The sequence below is a fragment of the Nostoc sp. genome (assembly GCF_036917975.1).
In the GTDB taxonomy this organism is placed as follows: Bacteria; Cyanobacteriota; Cyanobacteriia; order Cyanobacteriales; family Nostocaceae; genus Nostoc.
In genome coordinates, this window is record NZ_JBALEJ010000012.1 from 116,023 (window position 1) to 132,092 (window position 16,070).

At 43.3% G+C, this 16,070-nt stretch carries 15 protein-coding genes and 1 pseudogene; 13 read left to right on the plus strand and 3 right to left on the minus strand.

The genetic code is table 11. The features are described from left to right. Positions 1–250: 250 nt before the first annotated feature. From V7K76_RS04000 to groL, 7 genes and pseudogenes are all read left to right on the plus strand, one after another. Entirely contained in the window at positions 251–1,063 is an 813-nt protein-coding gene (locus tag V7K76_RS04000) for a phycobilisome linker polypeptide (RefSeq protein WP_335029678.1), read from the plus strand. A 149-nt stretch (positions 1,064–1,212) separates the two neighbouring features. Beyond that, positions 1,213–2,082 carry a phycobilisome linker polypeptide gene (locus V7K76_RS04005; RefSeq protein ID WP_335029679.1) on the plus strand — a complete coding sequence of 290 codons (870 nt, stop codon included), beginning with the start codon at positions 1,213–1,215 and terminating at the stop codon, positions 2,080–2,082. 91 nt (positions 2,083–2,173) lie between these two features. After that, positions 2,174–2,386: pseudogene (locus V7K76_RS04010) on the plus strand (phycobilisome linker polypeptide); the annotation flags it as partial. 44 nt (positions 2,387–2,430) lie between these two features. Next, on the plus strand, positions 2,431–3,276 hold the full coding sequence (locus tag V7K76_RS04015; protein WP_334774472.1) for a HEAT repeat domain-containing protein: 846 nt from the start codon (positions 2,431–2,433) through the stop codon (positions 3,274–3,276). Between the two features lie 170 nt (positions 3,277–3,446). Next, positions 3,447–4,175 carry a HEAT repeat domain-containing protein gene (locus V7K76_RS04020; protein ID WP_334774473.1) on the plus strand — a complete coding sequence of 243 codons (729 nt, stop codon included), beginning with the start codon at positions 3,447–3,449 and terminating at the stop codon, positions 4,173–4,175. Between the two features lie 1,151 nt (positions 4,176–5,326). Continuing rightward, complete coding sequence (groES, locus tag V7K76_RS04025; protein WP_179063948.1) at positions 5,327–5,638, plus strand: co-chaperone GroES; 312 nt, start codon at positions 5,327–5,329, stop codon at positions 5,636–5,638. 104 nt (positions 5,639–5,742) lie between these two features. Continuing rightward, positions 5,743–7,383, plus strand: coding sequence for a chaperonin GroEL (groL, locus tag V7K76_RS04030; RefSeq protein WP_334774474.1), 1,641 nt, complete (start codon positions 5,743–5,745; stop codon positions 7,381–7,383). Between the two features lie 3 nt (positions 7,384–7,386). Here groL and V7K76_RS04035 read toward each other — a convergent pair whose 3' ends face one another. Next, the gene (locus V7K76_RS04035; RefSeq protein ID WP_335029680.1) at positions 7,387–7,617 is read right to left on the minus strand and encodes a hypothetical protein; all 231 of its coding nucleotides are present in this window, start codon (positions 7,615–7,617) and stop codon (positions 7,387–7,389) included. Between V7K76_RS04035 and V7K76_RS04040 the strand changes: the two genes are divergently transcribed. From V7K76_RS04040 to V7K76_RS04050, 3 genes are all read left to right on the plus strand, one after another. Beyond that, complete coding sequence (locus V7K76_RS04040) at positions 7,582–8,481, plus strand: YihY/virulence factor BrkB family protein (protein ID WP_334774475.1); 900 nt, start codon at positions 7,582–7,584, stop codon at positions 8,479–8,481. The genes V7K76_RS04035 and V7K76_RS04040 overlap by 36 nt on opposite strands. Before the next feature lie 88 nt (positions 8,482–8,569). After that, complete coding sequence (locus V7K76_RS04045; protein WP_334774476.1) at positions 8,570–9,076, plus strand: DUF4112 domain-containing protein; 507 nt, start codon at positions 8,570–8,572, stop codon at positions 9,074–9,076. A gap of 188 nt (positions 9,077–9,264) precedes the next feature. After that, complete coding sequence (locus V7K76_RS04050; protein ID WP_334774477.1) at positions 9,265–10,197, plus strand: alpha/beta fold hydrolase; 933 nt, start codon at positions 9,265–9,267, stop codon at positions 10,195–10,197. Between the two features lie 1,054 nt (positions 10,198–11,251). On the opposite strand, the gene V7K76_RS04055 is transcribed toward V7K76_RS04050, so the two are convergent. Further along, positions 11,252–11,902, minus strand: a complete 651-nt coding sequence (locus V7K76_RS04055; RefSeq protein WP_256875107.1) for a hypothetical protein — start codon at positions 11,900–11,902, stop codon at positions 11,252–11,254. 201 nt (positions 11,903–12,103) lie between these two features. Next, positions 12,104–13,204 (minus strand): D-alanine--D-alanine ligase family protein, encoded by a 1,101-nt coding sequence (locus V7K76_RS04060; protein WP_334774478.1) that lies wholly within the window; start codon positions 13,202–13,204, stop codon positions 12,104–12,106. Between the two features lie 259 nt (positions 13,205–13,463). Between V7K76_RS04060 and V7K76_RS04065 the strand changes: the two genes are divergently transcribed. From V7K76_RS04065 to argC, 3 genes are all read left to right on the plus strand, one after another. After that, positions 13,464–14,006 carry a hypothetical protein gene (locus V7K76_RS04065; RefSeq protein ID WP_442936676.1) on the plus strand — a complete coding sequence of 181 codons (543 nt, stop codon included), beginning with the start codon at positions 13,464–13,466 and terminating at the stop codon, positions 14,004–14,006. Positions 14,007–14,163: 157 nt separating this feature from the next. Beyond that, positions 14,164–14,532: a pentapeptide repeat-containing protein gene (locus V7K76_RS04070; RefSeq protein WP_334774479.1), complete on the plus strand. Its 369-nt coding sequence runs from the start codon at positions 14,164–14,166 to the stop codon at positions 14,530–14,532. A gap of 488 nt (positions 14,533–15,020) precedes the next feature. Further along, entirely contained in the window at positions 15,021–15,995 is a 975-nt protein-coding gene (gene argC / locus V7K76_RS04075; protein WP_334774480.1) for an N-acetyl-gamma-glutamyl-phosphate reductase, read from the plus strand. The last annotated feature ends 75 nt before the right edge of the window (positions 15,996–16,070 follow it).

The following is a 16,070-nucleotide window of genomic DNA, read 5'->3' on the forward strand; positions in this document are numbered from 1 at the left end:
GGCAGCGATGTCTTAACAATCACCGTACCTAAAGGTGCATTAAAAAGTAAAAAGTAAAAAGTAAAAAGTAAAAAGATAATTCCCATAAATAAATTTAAGGGCTTTAAACCTTTTTTCTTTTTCTTTATGAGTGCCTTTTAACTTTTGCCCTGAACGGTTACGTGTCAATTTCAAAGGACTGTTAAAAGACTAGAAAAAATTTTTCTAAAAAGTTTTTAGTTTTGCAGTTAAAACTGAGGAGGTTTTAAAGATGGCAGCTTTGGGACAAGCAGCAAGATTGGGGATTGGAGCTTTTGAGAATTCGGCGCCAATAGAACTACGTCCTGATAGAACAGAAGCGGATGTAGCAGTGGTTATCCGGGCGGCTTACCGTCAGGTTTTGGGTAATGACTATCTACTTGAGGTAGAGCGTCTTGTCAGCGCCGAATCACTGTTGCAGCAAGGTGGAATCTCGGTTCGGGGATTTGTGCAAGCCATTGCTCAATCGGAACTGTATCGGGATAAGTTTTTCCACTCCAATTCCCAAACTCGGTTTATCGAGTTGAATTATAAGCATTTATTGGGGCGTGCCCCACAAGATGAGTCAGAGATTTCGTATCATGTTGAGCTTTATAACTCACAAGGTTACGAAGCTGAGATTAATTCCTACATTGACTCATTAGAATATCAAGAGAGTTTTGGCGAAAGTATTGTGCCCTACTATCGAGGCTTTAAGAGTCAAGTAGGACAGAAAAACGTTGGCTATAGCCGACTGTTCCAACTGTATCGGGGTTATGCCAATAGCGATCGCGCTCAAGGACAAAAACAAGGACGGTTAACCTGGGAAGTGGCGAAGAATCTAGCTTCACCTATTTACCCCGTTTCTGCTGGAGCCTTAACTGGTCTCTCTACAGGTGGTCGCGGTGAAACATACCGCATCAGAGTGCTACAAGCAGCTTCCCCTAACTCAACTGTAGTCAGGCGCGGTACTGCGGAGTTGATCGTACCCTACGAGCAACTTTCTAGTAAATTGCAGCAGTTGAATCGCAAGGGCAGCCGAGTTCTTAGCATTACAGCCGTATAAATAGAGACTGGGGACTGGGGACTGGGGACTGGAGACTAGGAATTGGGACTAAGAGGATAAAGGGGATAACCAATACCTAATACCCAGTACCCAATCCCCGATCCCTAATCCCCAGTCCCCAATTATTAATTACAAAGGGAAAATTACCAATGGCTATTACAACAGCAGCTTCCCGTCTGGGAACAGAACCTTTTAGCGATCAGTCTCCTGTAGAATTGCGTCCAAATGCAAGCAAAGAAGACATTGAGAGAGTAATTGCTGCCGTCTATCGTCAAGTTTTGGGCAACAACTACATCTTGACATCTGACCGGCTCATAAGTGCTGAATCTATCCTGCGCGATGGGAAAAGTACAGTGCAAGAGTTTGTGCGTCAACTAGCTAAATCAGAACTGTACAAATCGAAGTTTTTCTACGACAACTTCCAAACTCGCGTCATCGAACTCAACTACAAACATTTGTTGGGTCGTGCCCCTTATGATGAGTCTGATGTCGTCTATCACTTGGACTTGTACCAAAACAAGGGATATGAAGCCGACATTGATTCTTATATTGATTCACCAGAGTATCAATCTAGCTTTGGTGAAAATATAGTGCCTTACTATCGCGGCTTTAAAACCCAAACAGGACAGAAAACTGTCGGATTTAGCCGGATATTCCAGCTTTATCGTGGTTATGCCAGTAGCGATACCTCCCAACTCAAAGGCAAATCTTCCCGCCTTGCTAGCGAACTAGGTCGCAATAGTGCATCCATCGTTGTTCCTCCGTCTGGTGGCCCCTCTGGCTTTTCATACGTTGCTTCTGAAAAAGGCGTTACCCCCAACAGTACTTTTGGTGGCGCGGGAACTTTTGGGAAAGAAGGCAGACTTTACCGCATTGAAGTAGCAGGTGTTTTTGGTGCTGGGTATCCTAGCACCCGCCGTGTTAATCAAGCGGTGATTATACCTTATGAAGAACTATCTACTTACTTCCAAAGAGTGGTAAAACAAGGTGGTAAAATAGCTAGTGTGAAACCACTTTAGTCTCATTAGTCAAGAGTCATTAGTCATTAGTCATTATTAAAGACAAAAGACTAATGACAATAACGGCAATTTAGAATTGGGAATTAATTTTATGGTTGGACAAATTAGTAGTAGAACGAGTAGTCGCTACTTTCGGTACGAAGTTGTTGGTCTGCGCCAAAGCGAAGAAACTGAAAAAACCAACTATCCCATTCGTTCTAGTGCCACTGTGTTTTTCACAGTGCCAGAGAACCGGATGAATCAAGAAATGCAGCGAATTACTCGCTTGGGTGGCAAGATAGTCAGCATTCAGGCATTGAACGCGGAAACTAAAACAGATAGCGAACAAAGCGATCCTCCTTCTTCATAATGAATTCTAGTCCGCAGAAATTTGAAGATTTATCATCGACAGGGAACTCTGGCGATGGTGAATCTTTAACAGTAGAGCAAGCGATCGCTAATCTAGAAAGTGCAGATTTAGGTCTGCGGTTTTATGCTGCCTGGTGGTTGGGTAGATTTCGGATATCTGAAACAGCTGCGGTTACAGGATTAATTAAAGCTTTAGAAGATGAAGCCGATCGGACACCAGAAGGCGGATATCCTCTACGACGGAACGCAGCCAGAGCCTTAGGGAAACTAGGCGATCGCCAGGCAGTCTCACCTTTAATTGCGTGTTTAGACTGCTCAGATTTTTATGTGCGGGAAGCGGCGGCACAATCCTTAGAAATGCTGGGCGATCCGGTTTGTATTCCCGTCTTGATTAATTTATTACAAGTAGGTTTGCACGGTGAGCAGCTGATATCAAAGCAGCCTGATTTATCTCAACCCTACGAAGCCATATTAGAAGCCTTGGGAACCTTGAGGGCAACTGAATTCACCCATTTGGTAAAACCATTTTTAGAGCATCCAATCGAATTGGTGCAATATGCTGCTGCACGAGCCATGTATCAATTAACCCAAGAGCCAGTTTATGGAGAACGGTTGGTACAAGCTTTAGCTGGAGAGAAATTGCAATTGCGTCGAGCAGTTTTAGCAGATTTGGGAGCGATTGGATATCTACCCGCCGCAGATGCGATCGCTGAGGCTCTTGCCGAAAATAGTCTGAAGCTAATTTCTCTGAAAGGATTACTAGAACATCAAGTTAACCACACAGCAATAAGCACTTTGTCAGATGGTGTGATAAAAGTGATGAATTTGATGGACTCGCTGTTGTAGTTATAATTTTCCAGGAATTAGTTGTTATTAATACGTTTAAAAAAAATACTTATCAAATTTAAACCCCCAACCCAATTGCAAAATCAGGGCTAGGGGGTTTATGTGTAGTGCCAACTACGGAGAACTTAAGCTACAATTGGCTGATCCCTAATGACTCATGAAAAACTATTATGAATAACAGCGATCTTGCCCAAATATTGATCCGTGCTGTGGAAGAAGCGGACTCCTCGGAACGCCTATTAGACGCGGTTCAGGAGTTAGCGGCAGCTGGTATAGAGGAATCTGTTCCCACCCTGATTGCAGCTTTGGGCTACAACAATCCAGGGGCGGCAGTGGCGGCAGTCGATGGGCTGATTGCGATCGGGGAACCCGCAGTACCATCTCTATTGGAACTAATTGATGACTACAACTACAGTGCTAGAGCCTGGGCGATTCGTGCCTTAGCAGGAATTGGCGATGTTCGGGCACTTGATACTTTATTCGAGGCAGCAAAAACTGATTTTTCCTTAAGTGTACGGCGGGCAGCTGCTAGGGGGTTAGGCACTTTGCGCTGGCATCAACTACCGCCGGAGAAAGTGGAATCTGTTCAAACTCAGGTATTAGAGGCGCTATTACTAATTTCTCAAGATCCAGAGTGGGTAGTACGCTATGCAGCAGTGACCAGTTTAGAAACACTAGCGATCGCTATAGCAACTACTTTACCCGATCAAGCGGCGCGAATTACAAATCAACTTCAACAAATACTCGATAACGATGCCGATTTGGGAGTTCGTACCCGCGTCAAATTTGCACAGCAAAAAATTCAACAGCCACAACATCAAGAAGTGTTTGCACCGAAAATAAAGCTAGAAGACGCTGATGTGTCGGAAGTGCCTTATCGTGGTGCTGGCAGACGGTGAAGCATTCATCGCCCCCTCACAATCCCCAGGCTATGAGTACTTGGGGACTTCTACAATCGGCTAGAAATTTCTAGCCGATTCCAATTGCATAGAATACAAATTTATTTAACCACTCCAGACGCAGAGAACACAGAGTTAAGAGATTAAAACAAGTCGCAAGTCGCAAGTCGCAAGTCGCAAGTCGCAAGTAAGTTTTGTTACGGGGACTTAAACCCACCGTACTCTGTTAAAGAGGAATTTTTTGAGCAAAATTTTTACTCACCTTGAAAAAGCTAATCAATCTATCAGCCATGAGAGCATTCCCCCGAAAACAGCTGTTGGGGTAATAATTTAGTGGAGCGATCGCAGATTTCATCTGGTGACAGAGATACCCGAAGCTGGCAGAGATCCCAATTTAGCAGCTGCAAGGACTACCAGAATCGAAATACGAATCCAATGCTGAAACAACGTCTTACTTCACTAAGAGTACTCCAAGTAAAAAAATGCCCAATTGTCATTGCGAGCGAAGCGAAGCAATCGCAAAGACTGGGATTGCTTCGCTTCGCTCGCAATGACGGGTTTTGGATCATTCATTTTTTGGAACACTCTAAGCTCAAGCACTTCCAAACCGCTTGATTTTTACAAGACCATGTGACATGATACTTAACATAACAAAATCCGGTATTTCGATAGAGTTACCGGATTTTAATCTTGGACTACTTTACTGTTCATTAGATTCGTTTCATCAGAAAACTATCTACCCGAATGGCACTAAGAAAAGCCCAAAAGCATGTGTAGCCTCCTTCCCAGCCTCCAGGCTGGGAATGTATTCCGAGAGGCTCTGCCTCTCGTCAAGCTACTGGAGGCGGAGCCTCCCAGAATGGGTTCCCAGCCTGGAGGCTGGGAACCAGTCAGGACAAGGGCTGCATCTTAACTTAGTGCCATTCCTATCTACCCTTAGTTTTTGATTTGAGAAACACTAAGCATGATGAACTCTCCTCCTAATCACTTACAGCAGTTTTCATGTATCTGTCGTAAGGACACAGCAATGCTGTGCCCCTACCGTGTGGTCTATTGACCTGAAAATAGCTGTAACTCCCCATTGAGTAACAATTGATCGCCTAATTACACCCATTTGTCCACATGAAGAAAGTTAATTTGGAGAATTTTGTATGGCCGCTATAACGTTGAGTGTATCTACTGTGAAGCCTCTGGGCGATCGCGTCTTCATCAAGGTTAGTGAGTCAGAAGATAAAACTGCGGGCGGAATTTTTCTACCTGATAGCGCCAAGGAAAAGCCGCAGGTGGGTGAAATTGTGGCAGTGGGTTCTGGTAAGCGTAACGATGATGGCACTCGTCAAGCGATCGATATTGCAGTTGGCGATAAAGTCCTCTACTCCAAGTACGCAGGCACCGACATCAAGCTTGGTACAGAAGAATATGTCCTGTTGTCTGAGAAAGACATCCTGGCAATTGTTTCATAGTCGATTGCCATTAGTTATTGGTCATTGCTACTCCACAAGCTGCCATAACCAATGACAGTCGCAACTGCTCAACCTACAAACTATTAAAGGAAACTGGAATCACTATGGCAAAACGCATCATTTACAACGAAAATGCTCGTCGCGCTCTGGAAAGAGGAATTGACATTCTTGCTGAGGCGGTAGCTGTCACCCTTGGCCCAAAAGGTCGTAACGTTGTTTTGGAGAAAAAATTTGGCGCTCCTCAAATCGTCAATGACGGTGTAACCATCGCTAAAGAAATTGAACTGGAAGATCACGTTGAAAACACAGGTGTAGCCCTAATCCGGCAAGCCGCTTCCAAAACCAATGATGCTGCCGGAGATGGTACTACAACTGCAACCGTTTTGGCTCACGCCATTGTCAAAGAAGGATTGCGGAACGTCGCGGCCGGTGCCAATGCCATCGAACTCAAGCGTGGTATCGACAAAGCCACAGGCTTTTTAGTAAACAAGATCAAAGAACATGCGCGTCCCGTAGAAGACTCTAAAGCGATCGCTCAAGTTGCTGCCATCTCAGCCGGCAACGATGAAGCCGTAGGTGCGCTGATTGCAGAAGCATTAGATAAAGTTGGTCGTGAAGGGGTGATTTCTCTAGAAGAAGGTAAGTCAGTCACCACCGAACTAGAAGTTACAGAAGGGTTGAACTTCGATAAGGGTTATATTTCTCCCTATTTTGCCACAGATGCCGAACGGTTGGAAGCAGTGCTAGATGAGCCATTCCTGCTGATTACAGATAAAAAAATTGCCCTGGTACAAGATTTAGTACCAGTACTAGAGCAGGTTGCCCGTGCAGGTCGCCCATTGCTGATTCTGGCTGAAGACATTGAGAAAGAGGCATTGGCTACCCTAGTAGTAAATCGGCTGCGGGGAGTGTTGAATGTAGCAGCTGTGAAAGCTCCTGGTTTTGGCGATCGCCGTAAGGCTATTTTGGAAGACATTGCCATTCTTACAGGTGGGCAATTGATTACAGAAGATGCCGGTCTGAGGTTAGATGCCACCAAGCTTGACCAACTCGGTAAAGCTCGCCGAGTCACCATCACCAAAGATAGCACGACCCTCGTTGCCGATGGTAACGAAGCAGCCGTTAAAGCCAGGGTAGAGCAAATCCGCCGCCAAATCGAAGAAACCGAATCTTCCTATGACAAAGAAAAGCTGCAAGAACGTTTGGCGAAGCTATCGGGCGGGGTTGCTGTGATCAAAGTTGGTGCGGCCACTGAAACCGAACTCAAAGACCGCAAGCTGCGTTTAGAAGATGCCATCAACGCGACAAAAGCTGCTGTTGAAGAAGGCATCGTTCCTGGTGGTGGTACGACGCTGGCCCATCTAGCTCCTGACTTGGAAAACTGGGCAAAATCTACCCTAGTGAATGAAGAGTTGACAGGGGCGTTGATTGTATCTCGCGCCCTGAGTGCCCCTCTGAAGCGGATTGCCGAGAATGCAGGTCAAAACGGTGCTGTAATTGCGGAGCGCGTGAAAGAGAAGGACTTCAATGTGGGCTATGATGCAACCACTGGCGAATTTGTGGATTTGTTTGAAGCTGGAATTGTTGACCCTGCCAAAGTGACCCGTTCGGCCGTACAGAATGCAGCGTCAATTGCAGGTATGGTGCTGACCACTGAGGCAATTGTAGTTGACAAGCCGGAACCAAAAGATGCTGCTCCTGCCGGCCCCGGTGGCGGCGGCTTGGGCGGTGACTTCGATTACTAATTGTTAATCCCTGGCGAAAGTTTTTGCGTCTTGCCTAAATCTCAAGAGGCGATCGTCCCAAATTATAACGATCGCCTCTTGTTTCATCTCATCTTTCTCATTTTCCAGCCCGTATTCTTGCGGTAAAAAGATCAATGCGATCGCTACACAAAATTTGGCACAGTAGTTAAGAAACCTAACCAGTTTTAACTCTACATTATGCCAAAGTCTCGTTTTTTCCGCTTCTTTCGCCACCTCAATTGGCACACACTCAAAAAAACTTTTGCCAGGACAATCGAAAGGCGACTTTTGGGACTTGCCTCGGAAATCGCCTTCAATGCCATGTTATCTTTGTTTCCAGCAATTCTTGCTCTGATTACAGCCATTGGCTTATTGGCAGAATCTTTGCAAGCTACCTTTAGACAACTGGCGGTGGAACTAAGTCAAGTCCTACCAGAAGAAGCCTTGGATCTGATTCGTGATTTTGCCACCACAGAGATTACTAACTCCAAAAATAGCGGTTTGTTTTCTCTGAGCTTTGCTTTAGCAATTTGGACTGCTTCTGGGGCGGTGAATACCGCGATGACAGCCCTCGACCAAATTCATCAAATTCCTCCAGAAAACATGCGTCCTTTTTGGAAAGCCAAACTCGTCTCTCTGGGATTAACAGTCGGGACTATGTTGCTTTTAGTATTGGCTTCTTTTTTAGTGTTTACCAGTGATTGGCTGCTGGGAATGGTAGTACGTGAAAATACTTCTTTAATCTTCTTGTTACATCTTTGGCAGCTATTACGCTGGCCTTTAGCTTTAAGTATTGTTGCTATCGCCTTTGGCTTCGTCTATCGCTATGGCCCAAGCAAGTGGAACTCAGGTACGCCAATGATGCCTGGAGCAATTTTAGCTGCTGTTTTCTGGGCAATATTGTCTGCCCTATTTCGGTTGTATGTGGCGAATTTTGGCAATTATAATAAAGTATATGGTGCTGTAGGGGCTGTGATAGTTTTAATGCTCTGGCTGTCAATGAGCGCTGCTGTGCTGTTAATCGGCGATCAGTTAAACGTGACTGTGGGCGAAGATATGCGCTTAAAAGGGCAGTTGCAAGCTCAAGAAAAATATTAAATGGTAAATCCCTGAAAATAATGATTGCAAAAGATCAGTAGGGGAGTAAAATATCTAACGATTCAATACAAATTTAGCGATCGCCTTCATGTCTGATTCTCCTCCTCGATTTTCGATGATTGAACCTGATGCCAAAGCACCCACCTTAAAGCGCCTGCGTCAGTTAAGTCGGCTGCTGGATAATATTATTACCGTTCCTGGTACAAAGATTGGTTTTGGTCTAGATCCAATCATCGGACTCATACCTATTGGTGGTGATTTTTTGGGGGTTATGTTTTCTAGCTACATCATTCTAGAAGCAGCGCGGCTGGGTGTATCTAGAGCCACTTTAGGTAAAATGGTTTTAAATGTGATCATTGATGGCTTAGTAGGCACTGTTCCAGTTTTGGGAGATTTGTTTGATTTTGCCTGGAGATCTAACATTTATAATATCAAGCTATTAGAAGATTACTTAAAGTTTCCCAGCCAGCAAAAGAGTGCAAACAGGTGGTTTATCTTTGCTGTTTTGGTGGGATTGTTGTTAATCTCAATTGTCTTAATAGCATTGCCTGTGATCTTAATTAGAATCCTGTGGAACGCTTTAACAGGCGGTTAAAATAATTCGTAATTTGTAATTCGTAATTCTTAATTCGTAATGACGCTCTCTACGAGAGGCTGCGCCAACGCGGACTCGCTACCGCTATGCTAACGTAATTCGTAATTCGTAAAATATTGGTCTGTGCGTAAGTACTGTTAAATCCCTATAATTAGTTCAATTATGTTCAATTATTTATTGATAACGGAATGAAAGATTGGTGGCAAGCTACTTTTCCTAAAGGGCGGCAAAATTTAATTATTGCTGATGCTAAAGGGTATCCTATACAAATTGCTTATGGCGAAAAAGGTAAAGGTAAACCGCTAATTTTATTACATGGTATGGGGAGTTGGAGCTACAATTGGCGACACAGCATAGCACCATTATCTAAACATTATCGGGTAATTTGTTTTGATGCTAAAGGTTTTGGTTTTTCTGAAAAACCATTATTTCGTAGAGAACATAGTGGGCATCAAGTTATTGAGTTTAAAAGAGTTATTCAGGCGTTATGTGATGAACCCGCAGTAATTGTGGCTGAATCTCTAGGAGGATTAGTTGCCCTTGCCCTTGCTCAAGAAAATCCGCAATTAATCGGGCGGCTTGTAGTAGTAAACGTACCTGTTTTTACCGAATATCTACCCCATTGGGCTATGTGGTTACTTGCCCAAACGCCTTTAGAAATAATGCAAACAATTGACTCCTTACGTCTGGCATATCTGTTTGCACCTATATTTAGAGAAATTATGGCAATAGAAAGACGTGGGGTGTTATTTGATCCCTCAATCCTGACACAGGAAGATGTCTATTGGATAACTTACCCGTTTATTGAATTGCCTGGTACAATTGCAAAAGTTGCCGAAGAATTACAAATAGCCGCGCAAGAAATTGAGAATTGGCAAGCAAAAAAGCCAAATATGCTTACCAAAATTCAAAATAACCTAAGTGCAATTAAGTGTCCTACACTAGTTTTGTGGGGTGAGCAAGATAGTTGGTTTCCTCCTAGTCATGGTGAAAAATTGCATCAGCATATCCCCAATTCCAAATTACAGATTTTACCTAACTGCTGTCATGATGCCTCAAGTGGTGCTTTTGAAGTGCTGAATGCAGCGATTCTTAAGTTTTTACGTGATACTAATTTTTAGAGAAGAATTCAGAATTTAGAATCAAACTGAATTCTGTTTCTATAAAACAGGAGTCAGAATTCAGAATTCAGAATTGGTGAATACTCTACCCATAAAGGGATAGAGTTTTGATTAGGAAGAATATTTTAATTTTTTTCGCGCCACTTGCGGGCAAGGTTTTGAAGAAGAATTCAGAAGTCAGAATGGGCTAAACGCCCCGCTACCGCTAACAGGAGTCAGAATTAATGAGTGGGGGATTCAGACCCACCACTCGATTATTGCACCACTAAATCTCCGATTTAGTGGGGGAGCAAAAACGCCGTTTATTCATCCGCTTTAACGTTTGCGAATTCAATTCTGAATTCTGGCTCCTGACTCCTGAATTCTGTTTGTTAAACCAATATTCATTACCCAGTCGTACAGAATTCAATTCTGAATTCTGACTCCTGAGTTCTGAATTCTTATTATAAAAAGAGAGTGGGAGGAAGCATATCAGTCAGCTTTCAAACTCCCACTCTGCCATTTGCTGCTGAAGTGAACAGGAATGTATACAGACGTTGCCCGTTATTTGGGGGCTAATGCGTACTTAAACAACAACGCCCATACGCATTTAAGATTCCTGTTGCAGCAAATGCAAAACCTAATTATTGATATTTATTTGCTGAGAAAATACTCTGCAAATAATTGATAGAGATAGCTTTTTATGTTTGCCAATCACTTAGTAAATAGTATTTTACAAAAATGAATTTGCTTACGTGGTAGCCCCTGATAACAAAACCCTTGAAGTCGTTTATCTTTATACAATTTAACTTGGTTAATCGAAAGCTGGTTGCCATTTTGGCAGGTTTTTAAATTTGCTAATTGCTCATATATCAATATACAGTTCAGATAAGCCCAAAACACTTGTAGAGACGGCGATTTATCGCGTCTCGAAAACCCAAAATTGTTGCCATTAGCCCTTAACCCAAGCGTATTGGTATATAACAAGATTCCCGACTTTTTAAATAAGTCGGGAATCTCAGCCAAGTAATTGGCAAAAAGTGTTAATTTAACGGGGTTTTACTTTACGGTAGTATTAATACTGGCGTAAAATTGCAGACAATGAACTATTTTTACGAAGATCCATCAAGTCTGCTAAAGGTTCTGTGGGCGTATCGAGGTGATGCTTGTGTTCTGCTGGTAAAACCGTCACCAGATGCTTTGTTTTGGGTTGCATCTGCATAAGGGGCATCAGTTGTGGCTGTGGCACAAAAATTGGTTGGTTCTTAGGAAGATGTGGTTCCAATTTTTGGTAATGGTTCTGTGCCAAACGTGCCTGATGGCGGTTAACTTGTTTTTGGACTTTATTGCTAATCTTTGTCCGGTTGAGCATTCGGAAAATGAACAGGGAACCACTACCACAACTGAGGGCGATCGCAGCCACCATCCATAAAGGTGTAGGATTAGTGTTCTCAGAGGGCGCATTAATTGGTTCTTCAACTATAACTGGGATTTTTTCTGGTTCTTCCTGTGTTATCGGGCCAGCATTACCTAAGCTATACAGCGCAAAGGCACCACCTCCCATAAACATGGCTAAAAACCCAGTTAGCAATAGCCAAGGATGATGTACAACCAAATAGATCAGAACATTCGAGCTTTTTCTTAGTCTCGATTTCCTGTTTGTCAGCTCTGGAGTAGCCCGTCTTAGTTGGGTTGGCTCGCGCTGTACATTCTGACTTTTTTCCATGATTACTTTCAGATTTGTACCCCTCTAGTCAATAAATTGTACTGGAGGAGTCAAGCATCAGGTATCCGTAACAAAAGTGTAGATTTAAGTAGCTTTTTTGTAAAATACAGGCTACCAAATTCGGCTAACTTTTGCCAAAATTCTGTATTTATTGTGACTTTTCGCTGTAATAATCTGAAATTAGTTCGCTGATTTTCTCCATCAACTAGGAGAATGCCTTTCGAGAGCAAGTTGAATTAACCGATCAACTAATTCTGGAAAAGGAACTCCACTATGGGCCCAGAGTTGAGGATACATACTCGTTGCAGTAAAGCCTGGCAACGTATTGATTTCGTTAATTAAAACTTCTTGTGTCGCTTCCACATAGAAAAAATCTACCCTTGCCAACCCGGCAGCGTCAACAGCTGCAAAAGCCTGCAAAGCCATGTCTTGAACTTGACGAGCGATCGCATCTGGAATCGGTGCAGGTATCAGTAAATCTGCCCTACCTTCAGTATATTTAGTTTCATAATCATAAAAATCGCTATCATAAGTAATCTCTCCAACGATAGAGGCTTGGGGTTGATCATTACCTAAAACGGCACACTCAACTTCCCTGGCGACAACACCAGCTTCTACAACTAATCGGCGATCGTAACTGGCAGCACTATCTAAAGCTGCTTCTAATTCTTGGCGCGATCGCACTTTCGCAATACCCACTGATGAACCCAAATTTGCAGGCTTGACAAAGGCAGGATAGCCTAATGCTGCCTCAATCTCATCACAAAGTTTCGGAAATACGCAAGGATTAGACCAAACCTGCGCTCTCGTAATCGCCTTATATTTTACCTGTGGTAGTCCCGCTTGCTCAAAGGCAATTTTCATGGCAATTTTATCCATCCCCATTGCCGAACCTAACACCCCAGAACCCACAAAGGGAACCTGCATCAAAGTAAGTAACCCTTGAATTGTCCCGTCTTCACCATTGGGGCCGTGGAGAATGGGAAACCAAACATCCACTTGGGCAACTTGAGAGGGAGATTGCCACTTACTCAGGGTTTGGGCTTGCGGATTGGATGTCAGATTTCCCTCAGAAGTTGATTCTTCCGATTCCAGTAGCGGACTGCCCGTTGCTAAAACCTTTTCGGGTGCTTCTCCTGCAAGCCAGCGGCCATTTTTTTGGATATAAAAAGGCAGGATTTCGTACTTATTAGCATTTTCCTCTGCACTTAAGGCTTTAGCGATCGCCCGTGCTGAGTTGATCGAAACTTCATGTTCTCCCGAACGACCGCCAAACAGTAACCCCACGCGCAGCTTAGTCATTTTCGGTTCCTCGACACTTCTTCAGCAGATAGCGTATCACAACCTACAAAAGTTGCCATCTTTTTCTTTTATTTCTTTTACTGTTAAGACTAGTACCGCAAAGCGGAATTCAAAATTTAAAATTCAACGGATGTTGCCCAAGGCGATTGGATTGATTCAATTTGCCCAATTCCTAAAAATAATTTCATCTTTGCCCAACCATAGGAACCTTGACCCGGAAAACATGGCAGATTACTTGAATAAGTACCAAAAGTCTGACATGAAAACCATAATAATGAGAATTTGGACTACTACTGCTGTGCTAGCTTCTTTTTGGCTTATATCTGGAGTCATCAGTTCTGAGCCAATCAACGCTACTTCTGTTTTGGTAGAAAATGCCATATCATCTCCTACACCAACGAATGTAAAACAGATTGTTGTCAGTAGCACCGAGTTTGGGTTGAAGAGAGTTGATTCCAAAGGGAACGTTACCATTTTTCAGACAACAAGAGTACCACTTCAGGAAGGAAACATCTACGGATGGCGGATTAAACTCAAAGACTATCGAGGTGAAGTGAAATGGCGCGAAGTCTTACGTTTACCAAAACCTCCAGAAACTTGGGGTACAGATAACGGTGAAGACTTCTCAATATCAGCAGACGGCAGGACATCTGTAATACGGCGTACACAGTCGGCTCCAGAAGGTGTAATTGAAAATTTTTGGACGATCGCTCCTGGCGATCCAGTTGGTAAGCATAGAATAGAGGTCTATATTGATGACCGTTTGATCAGTACTTTCGAGTTTGAACTGATTCCAAAATAGATGTAAAGGGTATTGGGCATTGGGGCAGAGGGAAAAGAGGAGGCAGAAGTTCTTTAATTTTGTTAGCCCAGCGTTAATTTTGAATTGATTTCTCCCCTGCTCCACTGAACCTTAAGCTGAAGAATATCTTAGAGATAAAGAGAGGTCAACGCCACAGATGAATGCTGAAGAATTAAAAAGGCGTTTTGCTGCCGGAGAAAGATATTTTACAGCCGTCAACTTGAGTAAGGACAAGTTGATTGGAGCCTATTTGCCTGGAATCAATTTATGGGGGGCTGACTTGAGTGGAGCTAATCTAGCTAAAGCTAAACTCTGGGGAGCAGATTTAAGTAGAACTAACTTAGCCAATGCGAATTTGACCAGAGCTAATTTGAGCGGTGTCAAACTGAATGAAGCAAATCTTCGGGGAGCTAAACTCAATTATGCTAAGTTGTATGGAGCGAATCTGACTGGCGCTTACTACGATGAAAGCACACGATTTTCTAAAGGTTTTGACCCCATCAGTAGAAACATGCAGAAGGTGTAAGAGTGTTCCAAAAAATAAATGATCCAAAACCCGTCATTGCCTTCGCGTAGCGTCTCTTCACTGGCAATGACAATTGGGCATTTTTTTACTTAAGCTCAAAACCTTCATGTAGAGACGCGATTTATCGCGTCTTCAAAAGACCAATAACCCTTAACCCAAGCGTATTGGGTTAAAAGCGAGTGGAATAGTGGGCGAAACTAGTATTCTAGTATTAAATATTTTCACTTAAAACTCTATCCCTTTATGGGTGGAGTATTCTGAATACTGTATTCTGTATTCTGACTCCTGATTTATCGTAAATTAAAGGGTTTAAGAACCTGCAATCTACATGTAGCACCCATTTCAGTCGGGGTTTGTCTTGAGAAATCGCTCCACTTGGGATGCATCCCAAGACCGCGTTTCTCGCTAAATCCCCGTCTGAAATGTCTTTAATTTTGAATTTTGAATTTTGAATTTTGAATTGTTAATCACTCACATATCAGAAGCGCATGACTACCAAACCGAAGATTTTCATCGATGGAGAATCGGGAACCACAGGCTTACAGATTTACTCACGTCTTAACCAACGGGATGACATTGAGTTAGTTAGCATTGAGGCATCTAAACATAGAGATGCAACTGAACGAGCCAAATTAATTAATGCTGTTGATGTTGTCATTCTCTGCTTGCCTGATGATGCGGCCCGCGAAGCTGTTAGCTTAGTCAGTAATACTAGGGTTAAGATCCTGGATGCTAGTAGTGCCCATCGCACAGCTAAAAACTGGGTATATGGCTTCCCTGAACTAAATCCAGGACAGCGAGAGAAAATCGCCAGCGCCCAGTTTGTCAGCAATCCAGGCTGTTATCCTACAGGATTTTTAGCCTGTATCCGTCCGTTGATTGCTAAAGGACTTCTGAACAGTAACTTTCCCGTCACCGTTAATGCCGTGTCAGGTTACTCAGGTGGCGGAAAGAATCTCATTAAACAATATCATAGCTTCCATGAACAGCAAGCCGGGGCAGAGTCACTCTATCCATACGGCATCTACGGTTTGCAGTTTGGGCATAAGCATGTTAATGAGATGCATCATTACTCAGGGTTAGCATCGCCGCCGCTATTCGTACCGGCAGTGGGAGATTTTGAACAGGGGATGCTAGTACAAGTGCCTTTGCCATTGGGGACTTTGGATAATCCGCCATCAGGTGAAGTTATTTATCAAGCGATCGCTAACTACTACCAAAGTGAAAAGTTTGTGCAGGTTGCTCCATTCCAAGATTCTACTCTACTACGAGACGGAACATTTCTAGATGCGACCGCACTAAACGGTACCAATATTGTTCAGGTTTTTGTATTTGCCAATGACACCACCAGAGAAGTGTTGTTAGTTGCTCGTCTTGACAACCTGGGTAAAGGTGCATCAGGAGCCGCTATCCAAAACCTAAACATCATGCTCGGTTTTCCAGAAGAGTTGGGATTGTCATGAAATGGCGATGAATTAGTAGTCTGTCAATAAATAATTGATGGATAAATTACTTGTAGAGACGGCGATTTATCGCGT

Excerpts from the sequence above, each read along its gene's own strand:
- V7K76_RS04000 (WP_335029678.1), top strand. The coding sequence starts at position 251 with ATGGCAGCTTTGGGACAAGCAGCAAGATTGGGGATTGGAGCTTTTGAG.
- V7K76_RS04005 (WP_335029679.1), top strand. The coding sequence starts at position 1,213 with ATGGCTATTACAACAGCAGCTTCCCGTCTGGGAACAGAACCTTTTAGC.
- V7K76_RS04015 (WP_334774472.1), top strand. The coding sequence starts at position 2,431 with ATGAATTCTAGTCCGCAGAAATTTGAAGATTTATCATCGACAGGGAAC.
- V7K76_RS04020 (WP_334774473.1), top strand. The coding sequence starts at position 3,447 with ATGAATAACAGCGATCTTGCCCAAATATTGATCCGTGCTGTGGAAGAA.
- groES (WP_179063948.1), top strand. The coding sequence starts at position 5,327 with ATGGCCGCTATAACGTTGAGTGTATCTACTGTGAAGCCTCTGGGCGAT.
- groL (WP_334774474.1), top strand. The coding sequence starts at position 5,743 with ATGGCAAAACGCATCATTTACAACGAAAATGCTCGTCGCGCTCTGGAA.
- V7K76_RS04040 (WP_334774475.1), top strand. The coding sequence starts at position 7,582 with ATGCCAAAGTCTCGTTTTTTCCGCTTCTTTCGCCACCTCAATTGGCAC.
- V7K76_RS04045 (WP_334774476.1), top strand. The coding sequence starts at position 8,570 with ATGTCTGATTCTCCTCCTCGATTTTCGATGATTGAACCTGATGCCAAA.
- V7K76_RS04050 (WP_334774477.1), top strand. The coding sequence starts at position 9,265 with ATGAAAGATTGGTGGCAAGCTACTTTTCCTAAAGGGCGGCAAAATTTA.
- V7K76_RS04055 (WP_256875107.1), bottom strand. The coding sequence starts at position 11,902 with ATGGAAAAAAGTCAGAATGTACAGCGCGAGCCAACCCAACTAAGACGG.
- V7K76_RS04060 (WP_334774478.1), bottom strand. The coding sequence starts at position 13,204 with ATGACTAAGCTGCGCGTGGGGTTACTGTTTGGCGGTCGTTCGGGAGAA.
- V7K76_RS04065 (WP_442936676.1), top strand. The coding sequence starts at position 13,464 with ATGAAAACCATAATAATGAGAATTTGGACTACTACTGCTGTGCTAGCT.
- V7K76_RS04070 (WP_334774479.1), top strand. The coding sequence starts at position 14,164 with ATGAATGCTGAAGAATTAAAAAGGCGTTTTGCTGCCGGAGAAAGATAT.
- argC (WP_334774480.1), top strand. The coding sequence starts at position 15,021 with ATGACTACCAAACCGAAGATTTTCATCGATGGAGAATCGGGAACCACA.